Annotated in this window: 13 protein-coding genes; 5 read left to right on the top strand and 8 right to left on the bottom strand. The window is 35.5% G+C overall.

Annotated features, from left to right (window positions below; genetic code table 11):
• The first annotated feature begins 9 nt into the window (after nucleotides 1-9).
• From K8B81_RS07630 to K8B81_RS07650, 5 genes are all read left to right on the top strand, one after another.
• Entirely contained in the window at nucleotides 10-1,458 is a 1,449-nt protein-coding gene (locus K8B81_RS07630) for a RagB/SusD family nutrient uptake outer membrane protein (protein ID WP_223680538.1), read from the top strand.
• Between the two features lie 44 nt (nucleotides 1,459-1,502).
• Nucleotides 1,503-2,408: a hypothetical protein gene (locus tag K8B81_RS07635; protein ID WP_223680540.1), complete on the top strand. Its 906-nt coding sequence runs from the start codon at nucleotides 1,503-1,505 to the stop codon at nucleotides 2,406-2,408.
• A gap of 1 nt (nucleotide 2,409) precedes the next feature.
• Nucleotides 2,410-2,898: a hypothetical protein gene (locus K8B81_RS07640; protein WP_223680542.1), complete on the top strand. Its 489-nt coding sequence runs from the start codon at nucleotides 2,410-2,412 to the stop codon at nucleotides 2,896-2,898.
• Between the two features lie 6 nt (nucleotides 2,899-2,904).
• Nucleotides 2,905-3,963 carry a phosphatase PAP2 family protein gene (locus K8B81_RS07645; RefSeq protein ID WP_223680544.1) on the top strand — a complete coding sequence of 353 codons (1,059 nt, stop codon included), beginning with the start codon at nucleotides 2,905-2,907 and terminating at the stop codon, nucleotides 3,961-3,963.
• A 344-nt stretch (nucleotides 3,964-4,307) separates the two neighbouring features.
• Nucleotides 4,308-6,470, top strand: coding sequence for a beta-glucosidase (locus tag K8B81_RS07650; protein ID WP_223680546.1), 2,163 nt, complete (start codon nucleotides 4,308-4,310; stop codon nucleotides 6,468-6,470).
• A gap of 284 nt (nucleotides 6,471-6,754) precedes the next feature.
• On the opposite strand, the gene K8B81_RS07655 is transcribed toward K8B81_RS07650, so the two are convergent.
• From K8B81_RS07655 to K8B81_RS07690, 8 genes are all read right to left on the bottom strand, one after another.
• The gene (locus K8B81_RS07655; RefSeq protein ID WP_223680548.1) at nucleotides 6,755-9,466 is read right to left on the bottom strand and encodes a T9SS type A sorting domain-containing protein; all 2,712 of its coding nucleotides are present in this window, start codon (nucleotides 9,464-9,466) and stop codon (nucleotides 6,755-6,757) included.
• 51 nt (nucleotides 9,467-9,517) lie between these two features.
• Nucleotides 9,518-12,043 carry a glycosyl hydrolase 115 family protein gene (locus K8B81_RS07660; RefSeq protein ID WP_223680550.1) on the bottom strand — a complete coding sequence of 842 codons (2,526 nt, stop codon included), beginning with the start codon at nucleotides 12,041-12,043 and terminating at the stop codon, nucleotides 9,518-9,520.
• Between the two features lie 37 nt (nucleotides 12,044-12,080).
• Nucleotides 12,081-14,789 carry an alpha/beta hydrolase-fold protein gene (locus K8B81_RS07665; protein ID WP_223680552.1) on the bottom strand — a complete coding sequence of 903 codons (2,709 nt, stop codon included), beginning with the start codon at nucleotides 14,787-14,789 and terminating at the stop codon, nucleotides 12,081-12,083.
• Between the two features lie 31 nt (nucleotides 14,790-14,820).
• A complete protein-coding gene (locus K8B81_RS07670; RefSeq protein WP_223680554.1) occupies nucleotides 14,821-16,047 on the bottom strand; it encodes an SGNH/GDSL hydrolase family protein in 1,227 nt (408 codons plus the stop codon).
• A gap of 232 nt (nucleotides 16,048-16,279) precedes the next feature.
• Nucleotides 16,280-18,226 (bottom strand): RagB/SusD family nutrient uptake outer membrane protein, encoded by a 1,947-nt coding sequence (locus tag K8B81_RS07675; RefSeq protein WP_223680556.1) that lies wholly within the window; start codon nucleotides 18,224-18,226, stop codon nucleotides 16,280-16,282.
• Between the two features lie 12 nt (nucleotides 18,227-18,238).
• Complete coding sequence (locus K8B81_RS07680) at nucleotides 18,239-21,331, bottom strand: SusC/RagA family TonB-linked outer membrane protein (protein ID WP_223680558.1); 3,093 nt, start codon at nucleotides 21,329-21,331, stop codon at nucleotides 18,239-18,241.
• A 576-nt stretch (nucleotides 21,332-21,907) separates the two neighbouring features.
• Complete coding sequence (locus K8B81_RS07685) at nucleotides 21,908-22,339, bottom strand: glycoside hydrolase family protein (RefSeq protein ID WP_223680560.1); 432 nt, start codon at nucleotides 22,337-22,339, stop codon at nucleotides 21,908-21,910.
• Nucleotides 22,340-22,356: 17 nt separating this feature from the next.
• Complete coding sequence (locus tag K8B81_RS07690; protein ID WP_223680562.1) at nucleotides 22,357-23,475, bottom strand: endo-1,4-beta-xylanase; 1,119 nt, start codon at nucleotides 23,473-23,475, stop codon at nucleotides 22,357-22,359.
• Nucleotides 23,476-23,485: the final 10 nt, after the last annotated feature.

Raw genomic sequence — 23,485 nt, forward strand, 5'->3', positions numbered from 1 at the left:
GCAAAGACAATGAAAAAATATATTTTAATCAGTTGGGTTGTTTTACTATTCACCTCAGCCTGCAATGACGATTTATTAGACACGGAGCCTGAAACCAGTATTCCCGAATCAATTGCATTCAGCACTCCTTCTAAAATTTTAGCCCAGACTAATAATTTATACAAGCAGCTGCAAAATCAAAGTTTTTATGGTGGCCGATTTATTGTTTTTAATGAACAACGTGCCGATCAGTTTGGGCAGAATGACGGAAATGCAGCAACCGGATCTGCTGTATGGAATCAAAACGTGGCATCCACAAATGATTTTGTAAACAATGTATGGTCCATCGGATATACTGCTATTAATGCTTCCAATATTTTAATCAGTAAAATGAATGAAACTACGGTAATTTCTAAAGAGCTGGCGAAAAACTACATCGCCGAAGCTAAATTTGTCCGTGCATTATGTTATTTCAATTTGGTTCAGACGTATGCTAAACCTTATAATCAGGATAAAAATTCTTTAGGTCTTCCTTTGCGATTAACACCGATTACTACTTCCGGTAATAATGATTTGGCCAGAAGCTCTGTAGAAATGGTTTATTCTCAAATTCTAAAAGATTTAAATGAAGCCGAAACAGATTTACCGGTTAGTTACTCTACACCATTACTGAATACTTCCAGAGCAAAAAAATGCACGGCAATTGCCTTAAAAACAAGAGTTTTATTAGTACAGAATGATTTTGAAAAGGTTATTACAGAATCTAAAAAAATTGTTTCTCCTACTCTGCCCTTTCAATATACTGAAGGAAATTTAACCCAAAAATTAGAAGCTAATTATACTGCTATTTTTGGAGGGAGCTATACTGGAACTGAAGCTATTTTTTCTATTCCATTCGCGAACTCGACCACCGAAACACCTTCTGCACAATACTCTTTGGCATATAATTATTTGGCACAGCCTATTATCTTTTTAACAGCAGAAGGCATTGTGAATGATCCGGTATTCAGTTCAGCTGCTGATGCACGTTCCAGCCTTATTGGGAAAAGTGCTGCCAATCAAAAAGTACTAAAGAAATTTAGTATCACTACAGCGCCTTTTAGGGACTATGTGCCTGTAATCCGCTATGCAGAAGTATTATTAAATTATGCCGAAGCAGCTGCCCAAACAAACGATTTAGAAACATCTAAGGCATTGTTAAAAGCGGTACGAAATCGTGCAGACCCGGGTTATGTTTTTCCGGAAAATGAGATTGCAACCAAAGAAGCGCTGATTGCGACCATACAAAAAGAAAGAGATATTGAACTTTTAGGAGAAGGTTTCCGATTAATGGATTTACAAAGAAAAGTACAAACCCTGCCTGCAAAAAAAGGGGCTATCGGTACAGCTCCATTGGTACTGCCAACCAGCAGTAATTATATCTGGCCAATCCCAAGCGGGGAAATATCGACCAATCATTTGATGGAGCCTAATCCTTAAAATATAACTATTCAGTAAACTACCAATTAACCAAAAAAATAAAAATGAGAAAATTATACTTGTGCGGACTCTTCCTGATCCCAATTCTGATGAGCGCACAAACCGATATCGATGCCATTATGATGGGCAAACATAATTTTTGCTTCGGCGCAGTTTATCAGTATAGTAGCTGGAAAGAGTACTGGGAAGGCACTTTCAAAAGAGAGAATCTTAATCTGGGAACGGTGTCCACTCAGGGCATCTCTGTTATGGGAAACTATGGCATAACAAATAAACTGAATTTTCTTTTCAGTGTTCCGTATCTGGAAACTAAAGCTACAGCAGGAACGATGAAAGGTCAAAAAGGATTGCAGGATTTGGTATTAACTTTAAAATACATGCCTTTTGAAAAGACTGTAAACAATACTACTTATTCTTTATTTGTTCTGGGAAGTTATTCCATGCCTGTAAGCGATTATACCGCTGATTATTTACCGTTAAGTATCGGTCTTCAGAGCAAAACCGGAACTCTAAGACTGATGGGAGATGTACAGGTCAGCAATTTTTTCACCACTTTATCAGGTGCCTACATTAAAAGATCGAATATCAAAATTGACCGAAATTCATATTTAACAGATGAGATTCATTATACGAATGAAGTAAATATGCCTGATGTTATAAACTTCAATTTAAGATTGGGTTACCGATCTGAATGGCTAATTGCTGAGGCCACTGTTGATCATACCATTACACAGTCCGGAGGCTTTGATATTACAAAAAATAACATGCCCTTTCCGAGTAATACAATGAATGCTTTCAGATTGGGCTTAATTACAAAATATACGCTGAAAAGAATTCCAGAATTAGCAATTGTGGGTGGTTATAATGTAGTTACAGAAGGCAGAAATGTTGGAGAAGCGGCATCCTTTTACGGAGGGTTATTCTATCTGGTTAATTTTAAAAACAAATAAGATGAAAAATAATATTCAGAAAATTATCTTTAAGAACCTTATACTTTTATTAATTGCACTTACCTATTCGTGTAATGATGATATATCGGAGCGTAATGAGTTCCCTAAATTAAATCCAGCAGATACAGATGCTTCAGCAGGCAACTGGAAACCTTTTCTTTTAACAGCGCCCGACGAATTTTCAATAGACGCTCCCATTACTACCAATAACCCAGCTTATACCAGGGAAATTAACGAGATCAAAAGTTTTCAGGCTGAGATTACTAATGAACAAAAAAAAATCATCAATTACTGGAGTGCCGGGAGTGTTTTACGCTGGAATGAAATTTTGAGAACATTAGTAGCCAGACACAATCGTCCGCCTTATCAAAATGAAGACGGAACCTATCCGGCACCTTCCGGAGCAAATCCGTTTGCATATCCTCAATTTCCATTTTCTAATCCACCTTATGCAGCGAGAGCTTATGCATATGTTTGTGCTGCTCAATAGGATGCTTTGATTGCAGCATGGCATTATAAAAAACTGTACAACAGACCCGCACCATATGTAGTTGATCCAACACTGCAGGTTCTAATTCCAAAAAGCACTTTACCATCCTATCCTTCAGAAGATGCTGTCGTCACGGGAGTTACTGTCGAATTATTAAAATTATTATTTCCAACTGAAATCGCTTATGTAAATAAAAAAGCAGAAGAAGAAAAACTATACCGTTTAATCAGTGGTGCCAATGTACGTTCTGATATTGATGCCGGAATAATTCTAGGAAGAAAAGTTGCTACAAAATTCATAACTCGCGCTTCATCAGATGGTGCCGGAGCGGCAATTGGAACACCTGAAATATGGGCTTCATTAGAATCTCAAACAGCTGCAAAAGGAGAAACGCCATGGAAATCATTAGAAGTTCCTGCCAGACCGCCTATGCTTCCATTATTCGGAAAAGTGAAGTCGTTTTTAATGACCGAAGCTGATGTTGTAGCAAATCGTCCTCCAGCTCCTCCTTCTACCAAATCTGATGCTTTTGCAAAAGAACTGGCTGAAATAAAAAAATACAGTCAGGACAACTCCAGAAAACATTTGGAAATTGTCAGTTTTTGGGCTGACGGAGTAGATACTTCGACCCCACCCGGACACTGGAATGCTATTGCTGCCGAATCTTTTGTAAAGCAACAATACAGCGAAGTTCGATGGGCAAGAAATATGGCGCTGTTAAACATTGCGATGATGGATGCTGCTATTAGCTGCTGGGATGCTAAATACGCTTATTGTAACCCACGCCCTTGCCAAATGGATCCTTCTATTAAAACAACGACAGGAGTTCCTAATTTCCCGGCATATGTTTCCGGCCACTCTACTTTTAGTGCTGCCGCCTGTGCAGTTTTGTCACATTTTATTCCGTCTAAAAAAGAGGAATATGAAGCAATGGCATTAGAAGCATCAAACTCAAGGATGTATGGTGCTATCCATTACCGAAGTGATTGCGAAAAAGGATTGGAATTAGGCAAAAAAGTTGGCGGTTTTGCCGTTGCCAGGGCTGCTACTGACGGGGCAGAATAGAAGTACTGACTTAATATTCATCATAATCCAAATTAAACCTGGCAGTCGTTACATCTGCCAGGTTTTTATATTTATAAAACAAACCGTTTTTTAATCAATTGCCAAGGTAAATACTGTAAAGTTTCATACTGCATAACAGACATGATGCATTTTTTATCCAGCTTTAAAAATTTAGCTTTTTTTCATTTAAGTCTGCTTCATTTATTATATAAAATGCTCGATTTGTATGATTCCAATACCTGTCATTCGGCTACTTTTGAAAACTTTAATCGGGTTTATTTCCGAATTTATCATTAAATCAAATTATTTAATTTAACCAATTAAGGGTTTCTAAAACATATAAAATGAGATTACGATTTATGGCTATTGTTTTGTTTTCAGCATTTCAAAGTTCTTTTTCACAAACAGATAATGCTGTTGAAAAAAGAATTGAGGATTTAATTAAGAAAATGACTTTGAAAGAAAAGGTCGGTATGCTGCATGGAAATTCAAAATTTTACACTGAACAAATAAAACATCTTGGTATTCCGGAATGGGCTCTATCTGACGGTCCGCACGGAGTCAGGGCAGAAATGAATCGTCATAACTGGAAATACACCGGACAAACTGATGATTTCTCTACCTCATTTCCTCCCGGAACAGCTATGGCGGCAAGCTGGAACTTAAATCTGGCTAAACAGCGTGGATTTGTTTTAGGCGAAGAAGCACGTTTCCGTAAAAAAGACGTTTTACTAGGACCGGGAATCAATATTATCCGTTCTCCGCTCTGTGGTCGAAACTTTGAATATTTGAGCGAAGATCCTTTTCTTATTTCTCAACTTTCAATAAATTATATCAAAGCTTTACAAACAAAAGATGTTGCAGCTTGTGTAAAACATTTCGTAGCCAATAATCAGGAAGAAAATCGTTTTGTAGTAGATGTAACAATGAGTGAAAGGGCTTTACGAGAAATTTATTTACCGGGTTTTAAAGCTTCCGTTGTTGATGCCGGAACATTAGGAGTTATGGGTGCTTATAATAAATTCAGAGGTGAATATTGTACCGAAAACACTTATTTGGGGAGAACAATTTTACGAAATGAATTTAATTTCAAAGGTGTTTACATGTCGGATTGGGATGCTGTGCACAGTACAGAAAAAGCAGCTTTGGCTGGTTTGGACTTAGAAATGGGAACCGAAAAAGAAAACTACAACGACTGGTACTTTGCTGATCCTTTGATTAAAGCGGTAAAAGAAGGACGTGTAAAAGAAAGCGTGGTTAATGAAAAAGTGGCCAATATTCTAAGAGTCATGATTAAAACCAAAGTTTTAGATCCTGAAACGCGTGTAAAAGGTACTATAAATACAAAAGAGCATCAGGAGGCAGCCTATCGTTCTGCTGTAGAAGCTATTGTTTTATTAAAAAACGAAAAGGAAACACTGCCTTTGAACATGAGTGCCATAAAATCAATCGCTATTATTGGTGATAATGCGACCCGCACGCATTGCGAAGGCGGCTTTAGTTCAGAAATCAAAGCTTTATACGAAGTAACACCACTTAAGGCTATAACCGATAAATATGGAAAGTCGATGCAGATCAATTTTGCACAAGGCTATGAAAAACAGTCTCATGTTGTCGAAAGAAGCAATGCAGGTCAATTAAATACCGATAAAGTAGATTGGAAATTAATTGATGAAGCAGTGGCGCAAGCCAAAAAATCTGATGTAGCAATCGTTTTTGCAGGTTTAAACCATGATTTTGATTCAGAATCATTTGACAGACTGCACATGAGACTGCCATACGGACAAGAGACTTTGATTCAGGAAGTAGCTAAAGCAAATCCTAAAACGATTGTCGTAATTGTTGCAGGTTCTCCAGTTGAACTGGCAGGTATTGAATCCCGTGTTCCAGCCTTAGTGTGGGGATGGTATGGCGGAATGGAAGCCGGAAACGCTGTTATTGATGTATTAAGTGGAAAAGAATTTCCTTCAGGAAAACTGCCATTTACTCTTCCGGTTACTTTAAGTCAGTCTCCTGCTCATGCATTGGGAGCCTACCCGGGACACGATTTGAAAGTAAATTATGATGAAGATATTCTGGTAGGGTATCGTTGGTTCGACACTAAAGGAATTGAGCCTCAACATCCTTTTGGTTATGGCTTATCTTATACTTCTTTTGAAATTTCTAATGTTACATCTGACAAGAAAGTTTATAACGTTAATGACGAAATAACAGTCAAATTCAATATTAAAAACACAGGAAAATCAAACGGTGCTGAAGTTGTTCAATTGTATGTTGGACAAACTAATGCATCTGTTCTAAGACCTAAAAAGGAATTAAAAGCTTTTGATAAAATATTCCTTGCTCCTGGAGAACAAAAAACTGTGGACTTAAAAGTAAAAGTAAAAGATCTGGCTTTCTATGATGAAAAAACTTCCGGATGGAAAATCGAACCTGGTGAATTTACGCTTTATACTGCAACATCTGCCAAAAATATTGTGAGTAGTTTTTCTGTAAATGTAAAATAACACAATACACTGCCTGATATTAAAAATATTTTCCTTAGTAAGAAAAAAAGTTGTCTTTCGGCAACTTTTTTATTTTAATTCAAATACACTTTAATTTTTCATGATGCTCTAAAACTACACGAAAACAAACTGAAATTAATGAATTAACATATTTATTTTCCTTCAATAGTTTTAAAAAATTACCCCTGCAATAAGTAAATTATCGCAGGGGTAAAATATTTTAAGGTTCCAATTTTAATTTTTTTATTAACCTAAAACATTCATTTTTTTCCCGGACAATAAATTTATCTTTTTATAAACTTCTTCACTATTTTAGACTGACCGTTTGTTCCATTAATAAAATAAACTCCGGCAGGCAATGATTCTATTGTTATTTTGGTATTGCCGTTTTTCAAAGTCCCTGAGTTCACTAAACTTCCCTGAATATCGAAAATTTTATAATCAAAATCAGAAGACAGCATATCAACAAAAATCTCCTCTACTGCAGGATTTGGATATAACGTGAAATCCTCCTTGCTTAATTCTTTCTTATTTGTACTTAATGTATTAAATTCAAAAGGAAGAACCGCAGCATTATATCCGCTTTTTTCACTTAAGTAAAAACGAAATGATGAAATTAAGGGCTCACTTCCAACAGTTACAGGATAAAATGCCGTAACATTATTTACCGTCTTCAATGTGTAACTTCCGGCAGGAGCTTTAATACCAATGTAAACCGGATTCATCTGATTAACAGTTAAAGCCTTTGGTGTTGAAACATTTCCGGTACCATTAAAAACAAATGTACCTGAACCACTTAATAAAACAGGAGTATTAGCCGGAATTGTACCTTCAATTTGATTACATACTATTTTAGCAGATGATGGATTCATTGTATAAACTGTAACACCTTGAGGTATAGCTGCCTCAAATGGAAGAACTAAAATGTCATAATCTGTAATCGTTTTGGTAAAAGATGCAGCTGTAGCTGAAAAACCAAAAGGAACATTAAAATCACCATCCAGATCCATAAGGTTTAAATTATTGCTCACAGTTCCGGATACAACATTCATAGCAGTATTATTCGTCGTTACATAAAAAATACTATTTTTATTGGCTGATTTGGCATGCCAGTCCTGAGATGAACTTATACCTGCGGCATTTCTAAAATCTAATGACACATATTTGGTGCTTTCCAGTGCATCCATCAAAAGACTGTCATCTTCTGAATATGTACCTCCAAATTCGGCTGCTTTTTCATCAGCAATATTAAAATATACATCACCTAAGTTTAAAGTAAGTACTGAACTGTAATTAGAATTTCTCAGGCCAATAATTCCGGTACATCCATCTGTTAAAACGGCTTTAGATATATCAAATGTCAAATCAAATTCAACTCCGGTAGGGAAATTGAATTTTCCATAGTTTTTAGACTTTACCTGCCCATTATCATTGATATAATAAAGCGTTGTATTGTCAGTATTAGCCTGGTTTGCAGTAGTAAAGCTTTTAACATGCATTATAAGTTTATTATAACGATTGTCTAATTTCAAATATCCATTAGAATCGGTCATATTAGCACTTATGAGCGGATTTGCGTTTGCAAATGTCACAGTTTTGCCACTAATCTGGTATGTTGTTCCAAACGCAGGATTTGTAACAGACTGGTTTTCGATCTTAGCGTAATGAACTTCTTTACTTGTCATTTGTGAAGCGATTCTGTCTTTGCTCTTTTCAAAAATTAAAGTAATAAAACTAGAAGGATCAATACTCACTACGGGACGGAATGTTTCTGCAAAATTAACCCCAGTATTCTGCAAATCAATAGTCTGAGTGGTTATTGTTTTAGTACCTTTTACAGCATAAAATGGCAAATCTACAGTTAGATTATAGGTATTCTGTGATGGATTAATTATGGTGAGGACAACTTTATCACCTGCATCATTGATGTACGAAGAGCCTTTAAGCTGTGCAGTAGCGTCGCTCCATGTTGCTTCTATACGTGTTGTACCTGTGGTGAATTTTGCATATTGCGAAAGTATGTGCCCTCTTTTGGTAATTTCTCCGGCAGTTGTTCCGTTTGATCCATCACCCATCAGAGCGTAATATCGTTTAGTAGCATAGTGAATCCAGGCATTAACGTTTCCTAACATTGCATCATTGACACTATTTGCGAAACTAAAAGCGTCAATTCCCCAATTGAAATCACGAACCGTACCTCCCGAATTCCAGTTAATAAGATACTCTGTCATCCATATCTGCTTATTGTAATTCTGAAATTGTTTGTATTTGGACTGGATACCACCATACTGATGAACGCCGTAAACTTCAAAATTCTGCATGACATCAGCATCAAGAAAAGCATTTGCATAAGAGTCTGAATAACCGACACTTTCAGGCGCAATAACTTTACAATTAATAAGATGACCGAAATTTTTAACGAAAGCAGCTATTTGTGCAGGTGTCCAAATACAGCCCTGATAAGTTGCCCTTTCATCTGGTTCGTTTTGAATTGAAATATAATCAAGTTCTACCCCATTGTCTCGAAGATAGGTTACATACCGATTCAGATATAAGGCATAATCCTCATAATGTTCTTCTTTAAGGTAGCCAATTTGCTGAACCCCATTTTCATCAGTATAAACAGCGACTTCGCTATTGTTCGTCTTCCATTCGGCTGGCATTGTCCAGGGACTTGCAAAAATCGTTAATCCCAGCTCATTCTTGGCTAATTTAGCAGTGGCAAGAGTTGAAGGCCAGTTACTTTCTCCCGGAATATAAAGACGCATAATGTTATAACCTGCATCACTATTTGTTCCCCACATTTTTTTGATTTCGTCAGTTGACATGTAATTATATCCAAACTGGGGACTGCATACAAAACCTCCAAAACCGGTAACTTTCTGGTATGTCTTATTTTTATCAATTTGAACTTTTGCATTCTGTGCATACAAACTGGAAGATAACGCAAATAAAACTGCAAACAATATTGAACTTAATTGGTATAATTTTTTCATATATTTTACTTTTATTAGTTATTAAAATTGAATCACCTGAAAAATTAGAATTTACTCATACACAATATCACTCTCGGGAGCGCCAAGGTAAGCCGGCTTTAAACCTCCAGAATCGATAAGGATTTTTTGCAGTACAATTCCTGGATCTAATGCTCGAATACGCAATGTGTGTTTGCCTGAATTCAAAATATTATGTTTCGTTATGGATTTAATAATATGTTCTGCCTGCCATTTTCCTAACTCACCTTTGTAGTGTCCATTAAAATTTATAATTTGAGGCTCATTGCTATCAAAAGAAATTTCGTATTTGAGTCCTTTATTACTATTAAAATTGAGGGTTGGGGCTAACCAGAGCTGAACACTAATTTCACCTTTAGATTCAAAATTGATCTGATATTCCAGAAAAACATTTTCATCTTTTTTTGGATACGCATTTTGAGGAAAAGTCGTTATACCTGATTTTGTTTTCCCAAAGTCAGGAATGACTTCCCAATGAATATTTTTAGAATTGTTTAAAGCCGAATAATTTTCAGCCTCTATAGAGATATAGCCATTTTTTTCCTGGAAAACAGGTTTTTTAGAAACTTTTTCTTCAGCGACATAGTTAACTTCAGGAAGGATATTTTTAGGAGCATCGTGCCAGGCTTTGTATCCAATTCTCATCTGATCCATGATATGAGTCCATTTTCCACCTGAAATTTCATTATTGTATTTGTTTTGAAGAATAGAATCTCTTGCAAAAGTGCTTTTTACCTGATCTGCAAAAGTATTGGCTAAAATGTTTTTTTCTGAAGCCAGTTTTCTGTTTTTTGCCTGAGCAAAATACATTTCGTAAAGGTTACTGCAGGCATCTATAGGATATAAAACAAGTTGAAAATAGGCATCTTTGTATTGCTGTGGAATATCAGTATAAATTCGATAAGCATCAAGTGACAGATTTTTATAATCAGTAACGACGTTTTGAAATTCATTGTAATTTTCAAGACTGTATGTCCTGCTGTCCAGCATTTCAGGAGTAACTCTTCTGTTGAATTTTGGATACGTATTTAATAGTCTTGCAATTTCTTTAGCATGCTTTTTTCCGAACTGATCAGCTGCCCATTTTTCGGTAAATTCAAAAAGATTTTGAGAATTGAACTTTTTAGGATTCCATGCCATCTCTAAAAAGAAACTGATCGGAAATTCCATTGGTTTAAGATCCCCTACATTGACAATCCATATTTTATCAACCCCGTGTTCATAGCTAAGATTCATTTGTTCCCAGACTCTTTGTATCGGGTTTATGTTGATCCATTTCGAATTTCTTGGTGCTCCAACATAATCAAAGTGGTAATACATTCCGTAACCGCCTTTGTGCAAAGGTTTCGTAAGGTCCGGGAGTTTTCGGACATTTCCCCAGTTATCATCACAAAACAACAGAATAACATCGTCAGGAACCCGCATTCCCTGATCATAATAGTCCTGTACTTCTTTATATAATGCCCATACCTGAGGCGTTTGTTCCGCTTTTTTCTGAGTAACGGCTGCAATAATATTACGCTGTTCTTTTACAATATTCTCCAGAAGACTTATATTGGTTCCTTCGCTCATCGCTTCATCCCCGTCCCCGCGCATTCCAACTGTTACTAATTTCTCCCAATTCTTACTGCGCTCAATTCCGCCTTTCCAGAATTCGTCTAAAACAGTTTTATTTTTAGCATAATCCCAAACATTTGGAAGATTGTTTTTTTTAATATATCGACGCCAGTCGGTCTGAGCCAAAGCCATAGGTTCATGATGCGAAGTACCTACAATAATTCCCATCTCATTAGCAAGAGGCCCGCTGGCGACATCATCATCATAAAAAGCATTTCCCCACATCGCCGGCCATATATAATTGCCTTTTAGACGAAGCAGTAATTCAAAAACTTTTTCATAAAACTTACTATTAAAGCCCCCAAATGTTGCTTTAGACCAACCGCTTAATGCAGGTGCTTCATCGTTGATAAAAATACCCCTGTATTTTACGGCAGGTTCACCATCACTGTATACTCCTTTCAGAAAATAGATATTTTCTTTTGGCGCAACAGGTACATCAGCCCAGTAATACCATGGAGACACACCAATTTGTCGGGACAATTCATATATTCCGTAAATTGTTCCTCGTTTGTCACTGCCTGCAATTACAAGAGCTTCTTCTACTCCTTTGAACGGATTTTTAACGCTTTGTATAACAAATTTTTCATTTTTTCCTTTAAGGAGCTTTCCGTCAATTTTTTTCTGTTTTACTAAATCATCAATGACAGAATTGGTACCCATTACCCCAATTATGATTAGTGGCGAAAACGAATTGGGATTCTGATTAAAAATCGTTGGCTTCTGACCTGTTACTTTTTCAAAATCTGACTGAAGATTGCTTATCGCGCGCCCAATACCAGGATCTGTTCCTGTATTGACAAAAAAAGAAAGAGAGGTTGATTTCTCTTTCAGAATAATAACATCACTGCCTTTTTTATCTGTTATAAAAGACTGAGCCTTTGATTTGCCCGATATACAGATGGTAAACAGTGTTATGATAAATATTGAAAATCTTTTCATTGTATTTTATTAAAATCAATTATAAAAATTACTTTTTCTATTTGAACAACAGAGGCGCAAACATAAATAAGTCGTGCCTCCATACCGGCCAGCTATGCCCTCCAGGATATTCACTGTATTTATATTTGATTCCAATCTGGTCAAACCTGCTTAGCATTATTTTACAATTTTCAAAAGCAATATCTTCTTTGCCTCCCATCGACACCCAAAATTCTTTAATATTGGAATTAATAGCGGCGGTATTGCTTTTCATAAATTCATACTGAGGTTCTGACAATGTTTGGTTATTAAACCACCAGCCAGAACTAAATACACCTATATAGGAAAACATATCTGAGTTTTTAACACCAGTATAAAGAGTCTGTAATCCACCCATTGATAATCCGGCCAAAGCTCTGTTTTTAGCATCAGCTGCTACTTTAAAATTACTTTCTACAAATGGTATTACTCCAGATTTCAATTCATTTTCAAAAGCTTTTAGTGAATTTTCATTAAAACCTTCAGTTCCTCCCATATTGCCATCAATCATAGCTATTACCATTGGTTTTGCTTTATTCTCAGCTATCAGATTGTCTAAAATCAAATTAGCTTTGCCCTGATTAGCCCATCCTCTCTGATCTTCACCTCCGCCGTGCAATAAATATAAAACAGGAAATTTTTCTGGAGCATTTTCATAACCCGGCGGTGTATAAACATACATTTCACGCCATGAATTATTACCTTTTGAAAAATATTTCTTAATCCTGATATCACCATGTGGAATATCTTTTAAAGCATAAAACTCCCCTTCTTTATTCGGTATTTCAATTCCGCTGGCCATACGTCCCATACCATAAAAACTTTCGCTTGACGGATCAGCAACAGCAACACCATCAATAAGCAGTGAATAATAATTAAATCCCTTATTAACGACATCAGTAGTTACATTCCATGTTCCTTCTTCATCTTTTATCAAGTCATATTTTTTTCCTAAATCAATTTGCACTTTTGTAGCTTGTGGTGCTTTGACTTTAAAAACGACCCGGTTATCCGGCAGTATTTGAGGATATTTAGCAGTACGGATATTCGTTTCTGCCTGTGTTCCTAAAACAGTATATTTCGCAAAACTTGAAGCATCTACGGGCTTGAATAAAAACTGTGAGAACATGTACAAACCGTTTTTCCATACCTTAAAATCATGAACTCCCGGTTCAATATAATAGACATGCGGAATATCATTTTGATATAAATAATCGTGGGTACGTTTACTATTACTGATAAGCCAGTCGTTATCGCCACAGGAAATCCAAAGCAGTTTTAATTTCTTTTTTGCTTCCTCAGGATTAGGAAGTAATTCTTTGGGCATTTTAGTATTTGGAGCTGCAGAAAATGCGCCAACCCATGCAAATTTATCTAAATTGCCAAGTCCGAAATTCAGAGATTGTCCACCTCCCATTGACAATCCTGCAATAGCGCGATGTTCTCTATCTTTGAGAACCGGGTATTTTTTTTCTATAAAAGGAATTAGGTCATTTAATAAATCTTTTTCGAAAGTTGCAAATGCCTGTACTTTATCCGGAGCCATTATATTACCTGTAGCACTATCGTCTTTCATTGCCCTGCCATTTGGCATCACCACAATCATAGGTTCAATTGTTCCCTCTGCGTAAAGGTTATCGAGAATAATCTGCGGACTACCTCCGTTGAGCCATTCTTTTTCATCGCCTCCTATTCCATGCAAAAGATATAAAACAGGATATTTTTTCTTTTTATTGAATCCCGGAGGTATATAAACAGTCGCTTTTCGAATTGAACCTACAGTTTTAGATTCATAAGTAATGGTCTCTATTTTTTCGGATGGTATGTCTGCATTTAACTGATCAAAGCCAATAGGGGCCTGTATTCTTAAAGAAATACCTTTATCAGAAAATTGATATCCCAACAAAGAAAGCATTTTCTGAGCATAACGTTTTCCTAATTCTCTGTAACCTGAAGCATTAAAATGTAAAAAATCAGGTTCAACTGTGCATCCTTTAGATGAAATTACATAAGAATTGAATATTGTTTTTGGCAGTGTCGCAATAATTTTATTCATGCTTCCACATTTACCATTTTGCTCTTCATGTACTGTCTCACCAGAAAGAAGCGGCACTTTTTTCGGATCCAGATTCAGATCTTTCATTAAATTATCATAGACAATTTTAACTTTTTTAGGCCAAAGTGTATCACCGGTGTTAGATTCTCCCTGATGCAGTAAAATACCTTTAATAACTCCTTTTTTTTGTGCAATTTTTGCCATCTCAACTAGCCTCGCATACGGATTTCCATCGTATTCCTTAATCATGCCCTTCATCCATTCAGGCGCAGTTGCTATATATTCTGCCGATTTATCTTTATCAAAAAGCTCAATTTTGCAACCTCCAACTGCTACATTGATAACGCCTACTTTTACTTTTTTAGGAAGATTAGCAATCAGGTTTCTTCCAAAATAATCAACAGGCGTTAGTCCGGTATTACATCTGCATAAAGGTGGAACTGCGGTATACCAGTTCCCTATTTTGCGTCCTGTCTCCGTGCAGTTTACCGCTGCCAGAACCTGAAACCTGTCGTCAACTCCTACTTTGTCCTGAGCTTCTATTTTAGCATATCCTTCCATATTAGACTGGCCAAAACTTAAATAAACATGAAAATCAGGATCCTGAGAGTATCCTTTTTGTGCTATTGAAAAAAGGATAGCAAATGCGAAAAATTTAGTTATTAATTTCATACAGCTATTTATATTATCAAAAATTAAAGTCTTATTTAAATAAATCCAGATCGACTGCTTCTCCCATCCTGAGGTAACCTGATTCGTTTGGGTGTAAAAAGTCGCCGTCATGCATATCTGATAAAATAGTTTTGGAGCCAATTTCTGAAGCCATTGCTTTATCAAAATCAATTACAGCATCAAATGCATTACTATTTCGAATCCATTCGTTTACAATATCTCTTGCTTCTTGCCTGTAGGCTGCGTCATAAAATGATTTCTGAAAAGGTAAAATGGTACAGCCATATACTTTTATTCCTTTGGCATGTGCTTTATCAATCATGACTTTATAAGCTGAAATCAGTTCCTGAGCTTTAAGAGGAGCATCTTCAGGATTTTTAATTCCTCCAATATCATTTACGCCTTCAAGAATCATTAACCATTTTGTGCCTTTTTGAGATAATACATCCCTGTCAAAACGATTCAGTGCTGTTGGGCCTAATCCGCCTTTAACCACACAATTCCCTCCTATTCCTAAATTCAAAACTCCTATGTGATCTGTTTTTTTATTGGCAAGTAATCTGGCAGATAAGATGTCCGTCCATCTGTTTTGTTTGTTTGTTCCTGATCCGCGCCCATCAGTAATAGAATTTCCAAGGCATACAATATTGGCAGAACTCTCATTATTGACATCTATTCCCATAATAGAGTACCAGTGATCCGTTTTTATCGCACCTGAAAAAGCTGCATTGGTAATGTTATCACCCTGTAAAATATAAGAAGTTGTTCTGGAGCCCGGGTGTCCTGATGTTTTATGGGATGCAGCTCCATAATGAATGGTAATGGCTAAAAGCTGTCCCGGTTTTAAATCAAAATCAAAGGCATCTGAAAAAACTTCCTGTTCGGGATTCATTGTTATTTCAGGATTTCCATTGAAACTTAATATTTTTTGCGTTCTCGGATCAATTTCAGGAGCAGTAACCACGTTTGCAACACTTACCGATTTTAAAACAGTTGGCTGATCACTAAATATATTAGAGAAACGCATACGCAGCTGCTTTCCTCCTATTGAAACCCTGATAATCTGTCGAATCGTATTTTCTGCGAGACCAGGTTCCGGGGGCATATTATTAGGCTCTACCAGCATTTGCGCTGTTGCCCAGGTTCCTACCCAATTTTTATCTGTTCTTTCTAGTGTGACTTGACTAGATTTACAACTAACAATAAAAATGAGCAGATTTACTAAGGCCAGAATCGATATTATTTGTCTTTTTTTCATGGGTTCACTTATTTGCATTATACTATTTGGTAGAGTTTTAAATAGACCGGACTGCTATCGGATTGATTTTTTTGAATTACTATTACATACTTATTATATGAATTGTATTAGAATTCAAAAGCCGAGAGATTTACCCTCGGCTTATTGTATATAAAACTTAGAACCAATTATGAGAAGGTATTTAGTAGATTCACACTCAAATAATTATCTCTATATCCATATATTGAAAACATTAATTGTAACCTGGATTCTGGTATTCTGCTTTTTCTTCAGCTGTCATCTCCATACCATCTAATTGACCTTGCGGAATTGGTCGTAAATAATGATACTTTTCTATTGTTCTGGTAACAACTACCGGAGTATGATCACCAACAGCTATTCCACCTATTGTATATTTACCTGCAAGCTCATTCCATTTTTGAGTTCTTACCAAATCATACCAACGATATCCTTCACCAAAATATTCACGGGAACGTTCTGCTAAAATATAATTGATATCAATTACGGCAGGTGTTGCACTTGTTAACAAAGCACTATTGTCTGCAGTTTTTGCAACGCTTCCGTTATTGTTCCAACGCCATTTACCAGCACGGGCACGAATTACATTTATAAGATCCCTTGCTGTCATACTACCTGTTGCTCCTTTTACTGCAGCTTCTGCAGCAACAAAATAGAATTCTGAAAATTTAGCAATTGGAAATGGTCTTGTACTACCTGCATTTGGCTGTCCCAATCCTCCATTATTATCAGTACGGTATGGTCCTAATTTCCAAAAGCCAGGGTATGTTCTTCGACTTATTCCTTGTGGAGAAATTACATAATCTGCTCTTCCTGGTAAAACTCCAGCGCCAACATTGCTTGCAGATGTTGCAGAATAAGTAATTGGTGTTGCAGGCTCATCATTAAGGAAAGTTAAAATTGCCTCACCTGGATGCACAGGTAAACCATTAGCATTGTTAAGTGTCGCTACAGTTGTTAATCCTGTTCCTGCCAGATTCCAGTTTCCACGGTATACTGTAGTAAATGTTCCATCATATCTTGAATCATTTGTTTTATCAGCAAAAGTATTAGTAAATACTTCAATAGGAGGCGCCATCCTCACCCAAGGGCGGCCTAAAAATTGGTCAGCTGCACGTTGTACACTAGATACTGATTTTCCATCTGCTGGATTTGTACTTCTGATAGAGGTATAATCCCATGTTGACATCCAGCCTGCGAAATTATCAGGCGCAGCTCCGCTACCGCTTGTAAGACTTCCTCCATTATAGTATTCGCTCGCCTGAGTATGGTCAGCATATAACATCATCTCTTTATTACGATCATTAGATCCTAAGTTTACATCGTAATAATATGGCAATAAACCATATGGTCCTGGATCATTAATACCTTCTAAGGATAAATTGTAGGCCTGTTGAAAATACCATTGTGCATTATGCCCATCAGGATCAGTTCTTGGTGTATCAGGATAAGTTGGTATATTATTTGGGTTTTCTAACCACCATCCGTAGGTTAAATAGGCTTTTGCCAATATTAAACGTGCTAAATTCTTTGTTGCTGTTCCTGTTAATCTTGGACTAACCGGTAATTCATTTATAGACGCTATCAGATCAGGAAAAATAGATTTTGTGTAAACTTCAGTTACAGTATTTCTTTTGGAATATCTCGAAGGCTTAAGATTAAATTTTAGTTCTCCCTGACCTAAATCTAAGGGAACTCCTCCAAATGTCTGAACTAATAAAAAATAATCAAAAGCTCTAAAAAATTTAGACTCAGCAATAACGCTGGTTGCAACACCAACTGATGGACCATATTCAATAATTCCATTGGCGGTATTGATATCACTAAATGAGTTATTCCATAAAACATCAGATCTGCTTGAACTAGGAGTTATAACACCTACGCCTGATAAATCATGATCTTTAAAGTTACCGTCTGCCTGTTGTGCGTACGTATGCTCATCTGTACCGGTTTGAGTAGCATTATAAAAATATGCCTGTCCATATATCCATCTTAAATGTGCATAGTGTGATGTTATTCCCTGGTTTATCCCTTGCTGTGTTTTAAAATATTCCGGTTCGTAAAAATCATGCGGTTTTTCTTCAAGGATATCAGAACAGCCTGCAAAGGAGAACAAAATTACTGATCCTATAATTATTTTTTTTAAAATATATCGTTTCATAGCTCTTCTTGATTAAAATGTTAAATTAAGTCCAAATAAATAATTTCTGGTAGTAGGTGTATTGGTTCCAATAACCAAAAATCTACGTTGGTAAGAAGCTACAGCCTGATTTTCGTCTCCAAATGAATTGGTTTCAGGATCCATACCAGACATTTTATGATAAGGAGAGAAAAATACAAAAGGATTCTGAGCAGTAACATAAAGTCTAAGTCTTTCAATACCTAAATCTCTCATAAATTGCTGATCCAATGTATAACCAAGTGTTAATGCCCTGATTTTTACATACGATGCATCAAAATAACTCATTGTTGACATGTATTTTGGGTTATCACCACTTCTTACACCTTTTGGATTAGGGAATTCTGCATCTCTGTTATCTGGTGTCCAGTAATCCACATCTACGTTACTTCTTCTTCCATTAAGAAGGTTAAGATAACTAGCCCCTCCATATAAAGTACTCACTAATACACCACCACTTTTAAATGCGCCAACAGCTGAAAAATCAAAACCTTTATAGCTTAAGTTAGTATTGAATCCTCCCTGGAAATCAGGGTCAGTTTCGATTATCTGTCTGTCGCTTGCATTAATTGCACGAGTTGGAGAACCATCTGGATTGAAAGTCCCATTATACTTAACTCTAATAGACCCTACAACAGATCCTGTATCGTTAACTCCGTATTTCTGGTTTGGTTCATATATTGACATATATGGGTCTCCTTCCTGCCAAAGACCAACTTTCTCATAATCATAGATTGAATTGATGTTATATCCAACAAACCATGAATTTGCCTCATCTCTTGTAGCTCCTGATGCAAGCTTAACAAGCTTATTATCATTAGCATATAAATTAAAACCAACTGACCAGCTAAGGCCTTTAGGATTATCAAGGATTACTCCATTCAAAGAGATCTCATAACCTTTATTTTCACTTTCCCCAACATTAGCTACATAGCTACTAACTCCTGACGTTACTGGTAGATTTACCCTCTGTAAAAGATCTTTTGTATTCGTTTTATAATACTCAATTGTACCTGATAAACGGTTGTTAAAGAATCCGAAATCTAATCCATAGTTCCATGTTTTAGAATACTCCCATCCTAAATCTTCATTAGTCAATTCTGTAAGATATACTCCCGTTGCATTTGTATTTCCAAAATTATACGGTCGGGTACTCAAAGATCCTAAAGTAGAATATGGATTTACTGCCTGATTAGACGTTTCACCGTAACCAGCACGTAATTTCAATAGATTTAACCATGAAAGGTTTTTCATGAAAGATTCATTAGAAACTGTCCAACCTAAAGAAACTGCAGGATAAGTTACCCATCTATTATCTTTAGAAAGTCTTGAAGAACCATCCGAACGAACTGTTCCTGAAATAAAGTACTTATTATCATAAGAATACATTGCTCTTGCCATGTAAGAACTTAGACCCCATTGAGTATAATCCTGCTCTTCAGGTTTAATAATGATTGGCTCTTCACTCTGAGCCATGTTATAAAACTGAAATGCATCAGAAGTAATTCCTCTTCTTGTTATTCTTGAGGTATTTCCTGTGTATTGCTCATTTGAATACAATGCAACAAAATTTATAGTATGCTTATCTGCAAAAGTCTTGTCATATGTAAGTAAGTTTTCTACAAGCCATTGTGTTGACAATTCATTTCTTATTGCTGCTTCTGATAACGTAGTAGGATTCACATCAAATACACCCTGACCTTCATAATATCCGCCGTTAGATACACGAAAATTTAATCCGGTATTCATACGGTATTTTAACCCCTCTACTCCAGGAATTTTCAATTCAGCAAAAATATTATTGTAAGAACTAAAAGCTTTGGTTAAGTTTACATAAGATTCTCCCAGATTGTTAATTGATTCTCTTGTATATACCCAGTATTCATCAGCAGCCATTCTAACAGTTCTTTTTAATGAGCCATCAGCATTATATGGACTTGCCAAAGGTGAAGTCCCCAAAGCCGTACCAGTACCAATATTATCACCGTTTGTAATAGAATAATTACTATTAGTATTAAACCCTAAACGAAGTACTTTTCCTACTTGTTGATCTAAACCTGCTCTAAGCGTATAACGTTCAAAACTTTGACCTGGCAATACAGCATCCTCTTTGTAATAACCTAAACCAGCATTATAAGCTCCACCTTCACTTCCTCCGGCAACGCTTATGTCATGACTAACCATTTCACCAGCCCCGTAAAGGCTATCCTGCCAGTTGGTATTGTTATTATTTGATTCATCTAATCCATTAGTATACAAACCAGCAGCGGTACGAAGTGCGCTGAATTTTGCACCATCCATCATATCATATTGACCAAAAACTTGTTTGATACCTGTAAATCCATTGTAATTAAAAGTCGCTTTTTGATTTTTACGCCCTTTATTACTTGTAATTAATATAACACCATTCGCCCCACGTGAACCATAAATAGCAGTAGCAGAAGCATCTTTCAAAATATCTACAGACTTAATATCAACTGGATTTATATCACCTATTTGACCAGCAAAAGGTACTCCATCAAGAACAATTAATGGATCATTACTTCCTGTAAGAGATCTTGTACCACGTATACGAATCTGCATAGCAGCTCCTGGTTTTGAAGATGTTTGCAACAATTCAACACCTGCTAATCTACCTTGCAAAGCCTGTGTTATATTGGCAGATTGTACTTCGTTTAATTCCTTACCTCCAATTGAAGCTACAGATCCGGTTACTGCTTCTTTTCTTTGCGTTCCGTATCCAATAACCACAACTTCTTTTAAAACGCCTGATTCTTCTTCAAGCTTTACGTTGATTTGGTTTTGTCCATTTACAGCTACTTCTTTGCTTTTTAAACCGATAAAACTAAAAACAAGTACTCCGTTTGAAGGAACATCGATAGAGTAAGTACCATCAAAACCTGTACTTACGCCAGTTTTAGTGCCCTTTAAATTTACATTAGCCCCAGGGATAGGACCATTTGCATCCGATACAGTCCCTTTGACTTTCGTTTGCGCACCCGCATGGAGTGATAAGCCAAACATTAAGATCAAAAAACAAAAGCATTTTAAATGCTTCGATTTAATTGTAACAAAATAGTTAGTCATAAAAATTGATTTAAATTAAAATTCATTTTTGGTTTAGTCATAAGTGTATTTAAAACAAATGTAGAAAAAAACAATCAATACACAATCGGTTGTTTAATTTTTTTTTAAATTATTAATAATAATATTCAAATAAAAAACATTGTACGTAATATAATAACCTGAAAAATAAATTATATCTATTTTTAAATCGATTTTGAGTTTAAAAATAACAATTTAGAAGTAAATACTTTAATTAGATAAATAAATCATAAATATTAGAATTTGTTAATAATACTGAAATTAAAAAGTAAAGTATTGTTAAAATAAACTGCAAAAAAAGCAATATAATTGATTTCTTAATAAATAGGCAAAATGATATGCTTAATTCTCAAGAAAGAACATAAAAAAAAATACAATCGGTTGCTCATTTAATTAAAAAAAGCTCCTGTTTAAAGGAGCTTTTAAAAGTCATGATTTTTTCTGCTGTTATTATATAAATTTATGGAAATAAATTATCTAATTATATTTTTTAGCTATTCAATGATAAACGTTTCGTAGCTATCAATATATGTCAATAATTTTTTTCGAAACTATAAGCTATTCAGCTACTCGTCTTATGCCAAAAGAATCTATTGTAACAATTTTGCCATTTTTCATATAATCTATTTTAATAAACTTTATATTTCTCAAATCCTGTGTAGAAGTTAAAAATGTGGGATCATGATAAAACAAACACCATTCATTATCTAACTGACATATAGAATGATTTAAATTCCTGCCTGCAAATGGATTAAATATTCTTCCCTTATATGTAAAAGATCCATAAGGATTATCACCAATTGCATAGAAAATAAAATTACTGTCTTGCATTGAATAAGAAAAGTAAAATTTACCATTATATTTATGAATCCATGAAGCTTCGAAAAAATGCTGGTAATTATTTGAAGATAGCATAATTGATCCTTTTTCGTCCAGAATTTTAATTTCTTTGAGATCTTCAGCAACTTCTAAAATATCATCTGCAACCATTTCTTCTATAGTATTAATTATTTTTTTATTTCTTTTAACTTCAGGACGCTATCATACGCTTTCTTAGGTTTTAAATCTTTATCAAATAATAATGGGTAATTTGTCCTTCCTTTTATTGGCCAGTCATTTAACCACGACTGTCCGTCATGAACACCCCAAAATGTTACCCTGCTGATTTTATCTTTATGCTTTAAAAACAATTTAAAGATTGACGCATAACGCTCAGCTAGTTTCACCTGAACTGAATCGGGAAGTTTTTCCGGATACGGATTCATTTTTTCACTTCCTTCAAAATTTTGATTAACATCTGCGCCTTTTAAATCCCAGGGATTTGGCAGAACGGTGATATCTAATTCTGTAAAAGCAACTTTTAAGCCCAAAGCAGAATACGCTAAAATACTTTCTTCGATCATTTCTATAGAAGGACTTTCTAATCGCCAGTGAGCCTGTATTCCTACTCCATCAATTTTTCCTCCCCCGGCTTTGATTTTTTTGATCAGATCAATATTGCCTTTTCTTTTTGCAGGCTCTTCATTATTGTAATCATTATAATATAAATCTACTTTTGGATCTGCAGCAGCTGCCAGTTTAAATGCATCAACAAGATATTGCTCTCCAAGTGCCTTCAGAAAAACTGATTTTCTTAATGTTCCATCTTCGTTCAAAGCTTCATTGACAACATCCCAGGAATCAATTCGTCCTTTATATTTAGAAACAATTGTCGTAATATGATCTTTCATAAAAGCTTTCATTTCTGTACTATCTTTTATTTCTGCCATCCATGAAGCCAATTGACTGTGCCAGATTAGAGTATGCCCATGGATGAACATTTTATTCTTCTCTCCATAGGCAACAAATTTATCAGACAATGCAAAATCATACTTGCCCTTGGAAGGATGCAAAAACATCGATTTCATGATATTCTCTGCTGTAATAGCATTAAATTCTTTTTTGATTAAAGAATCTTCTTTTGCATTTTTTTCTTCAATCTGATTTAAATCCAGAGCAGTTCCAATATAAAAATCTTTTTTATAACTGTCTTTTAATGAAACACCATTTTTTTCTTTTTTTTGTGCATTACAGCTGGTGAAAATGATTAGAGGTAAAAGCAGTAAATAATGATTAATTAATTTCATTTTATGGTTT

Origin of the sequence: Flavobacterium hibisci, assembly GCF_020026925.1 — a bacterium.
Taxonomy (GTDB): Bacteria; Bacteroidota; Bacteroidia; order Flavobacteriales; family Flavobacteriaceae; genus Flavobacterium; species Flavobacterium hibisci.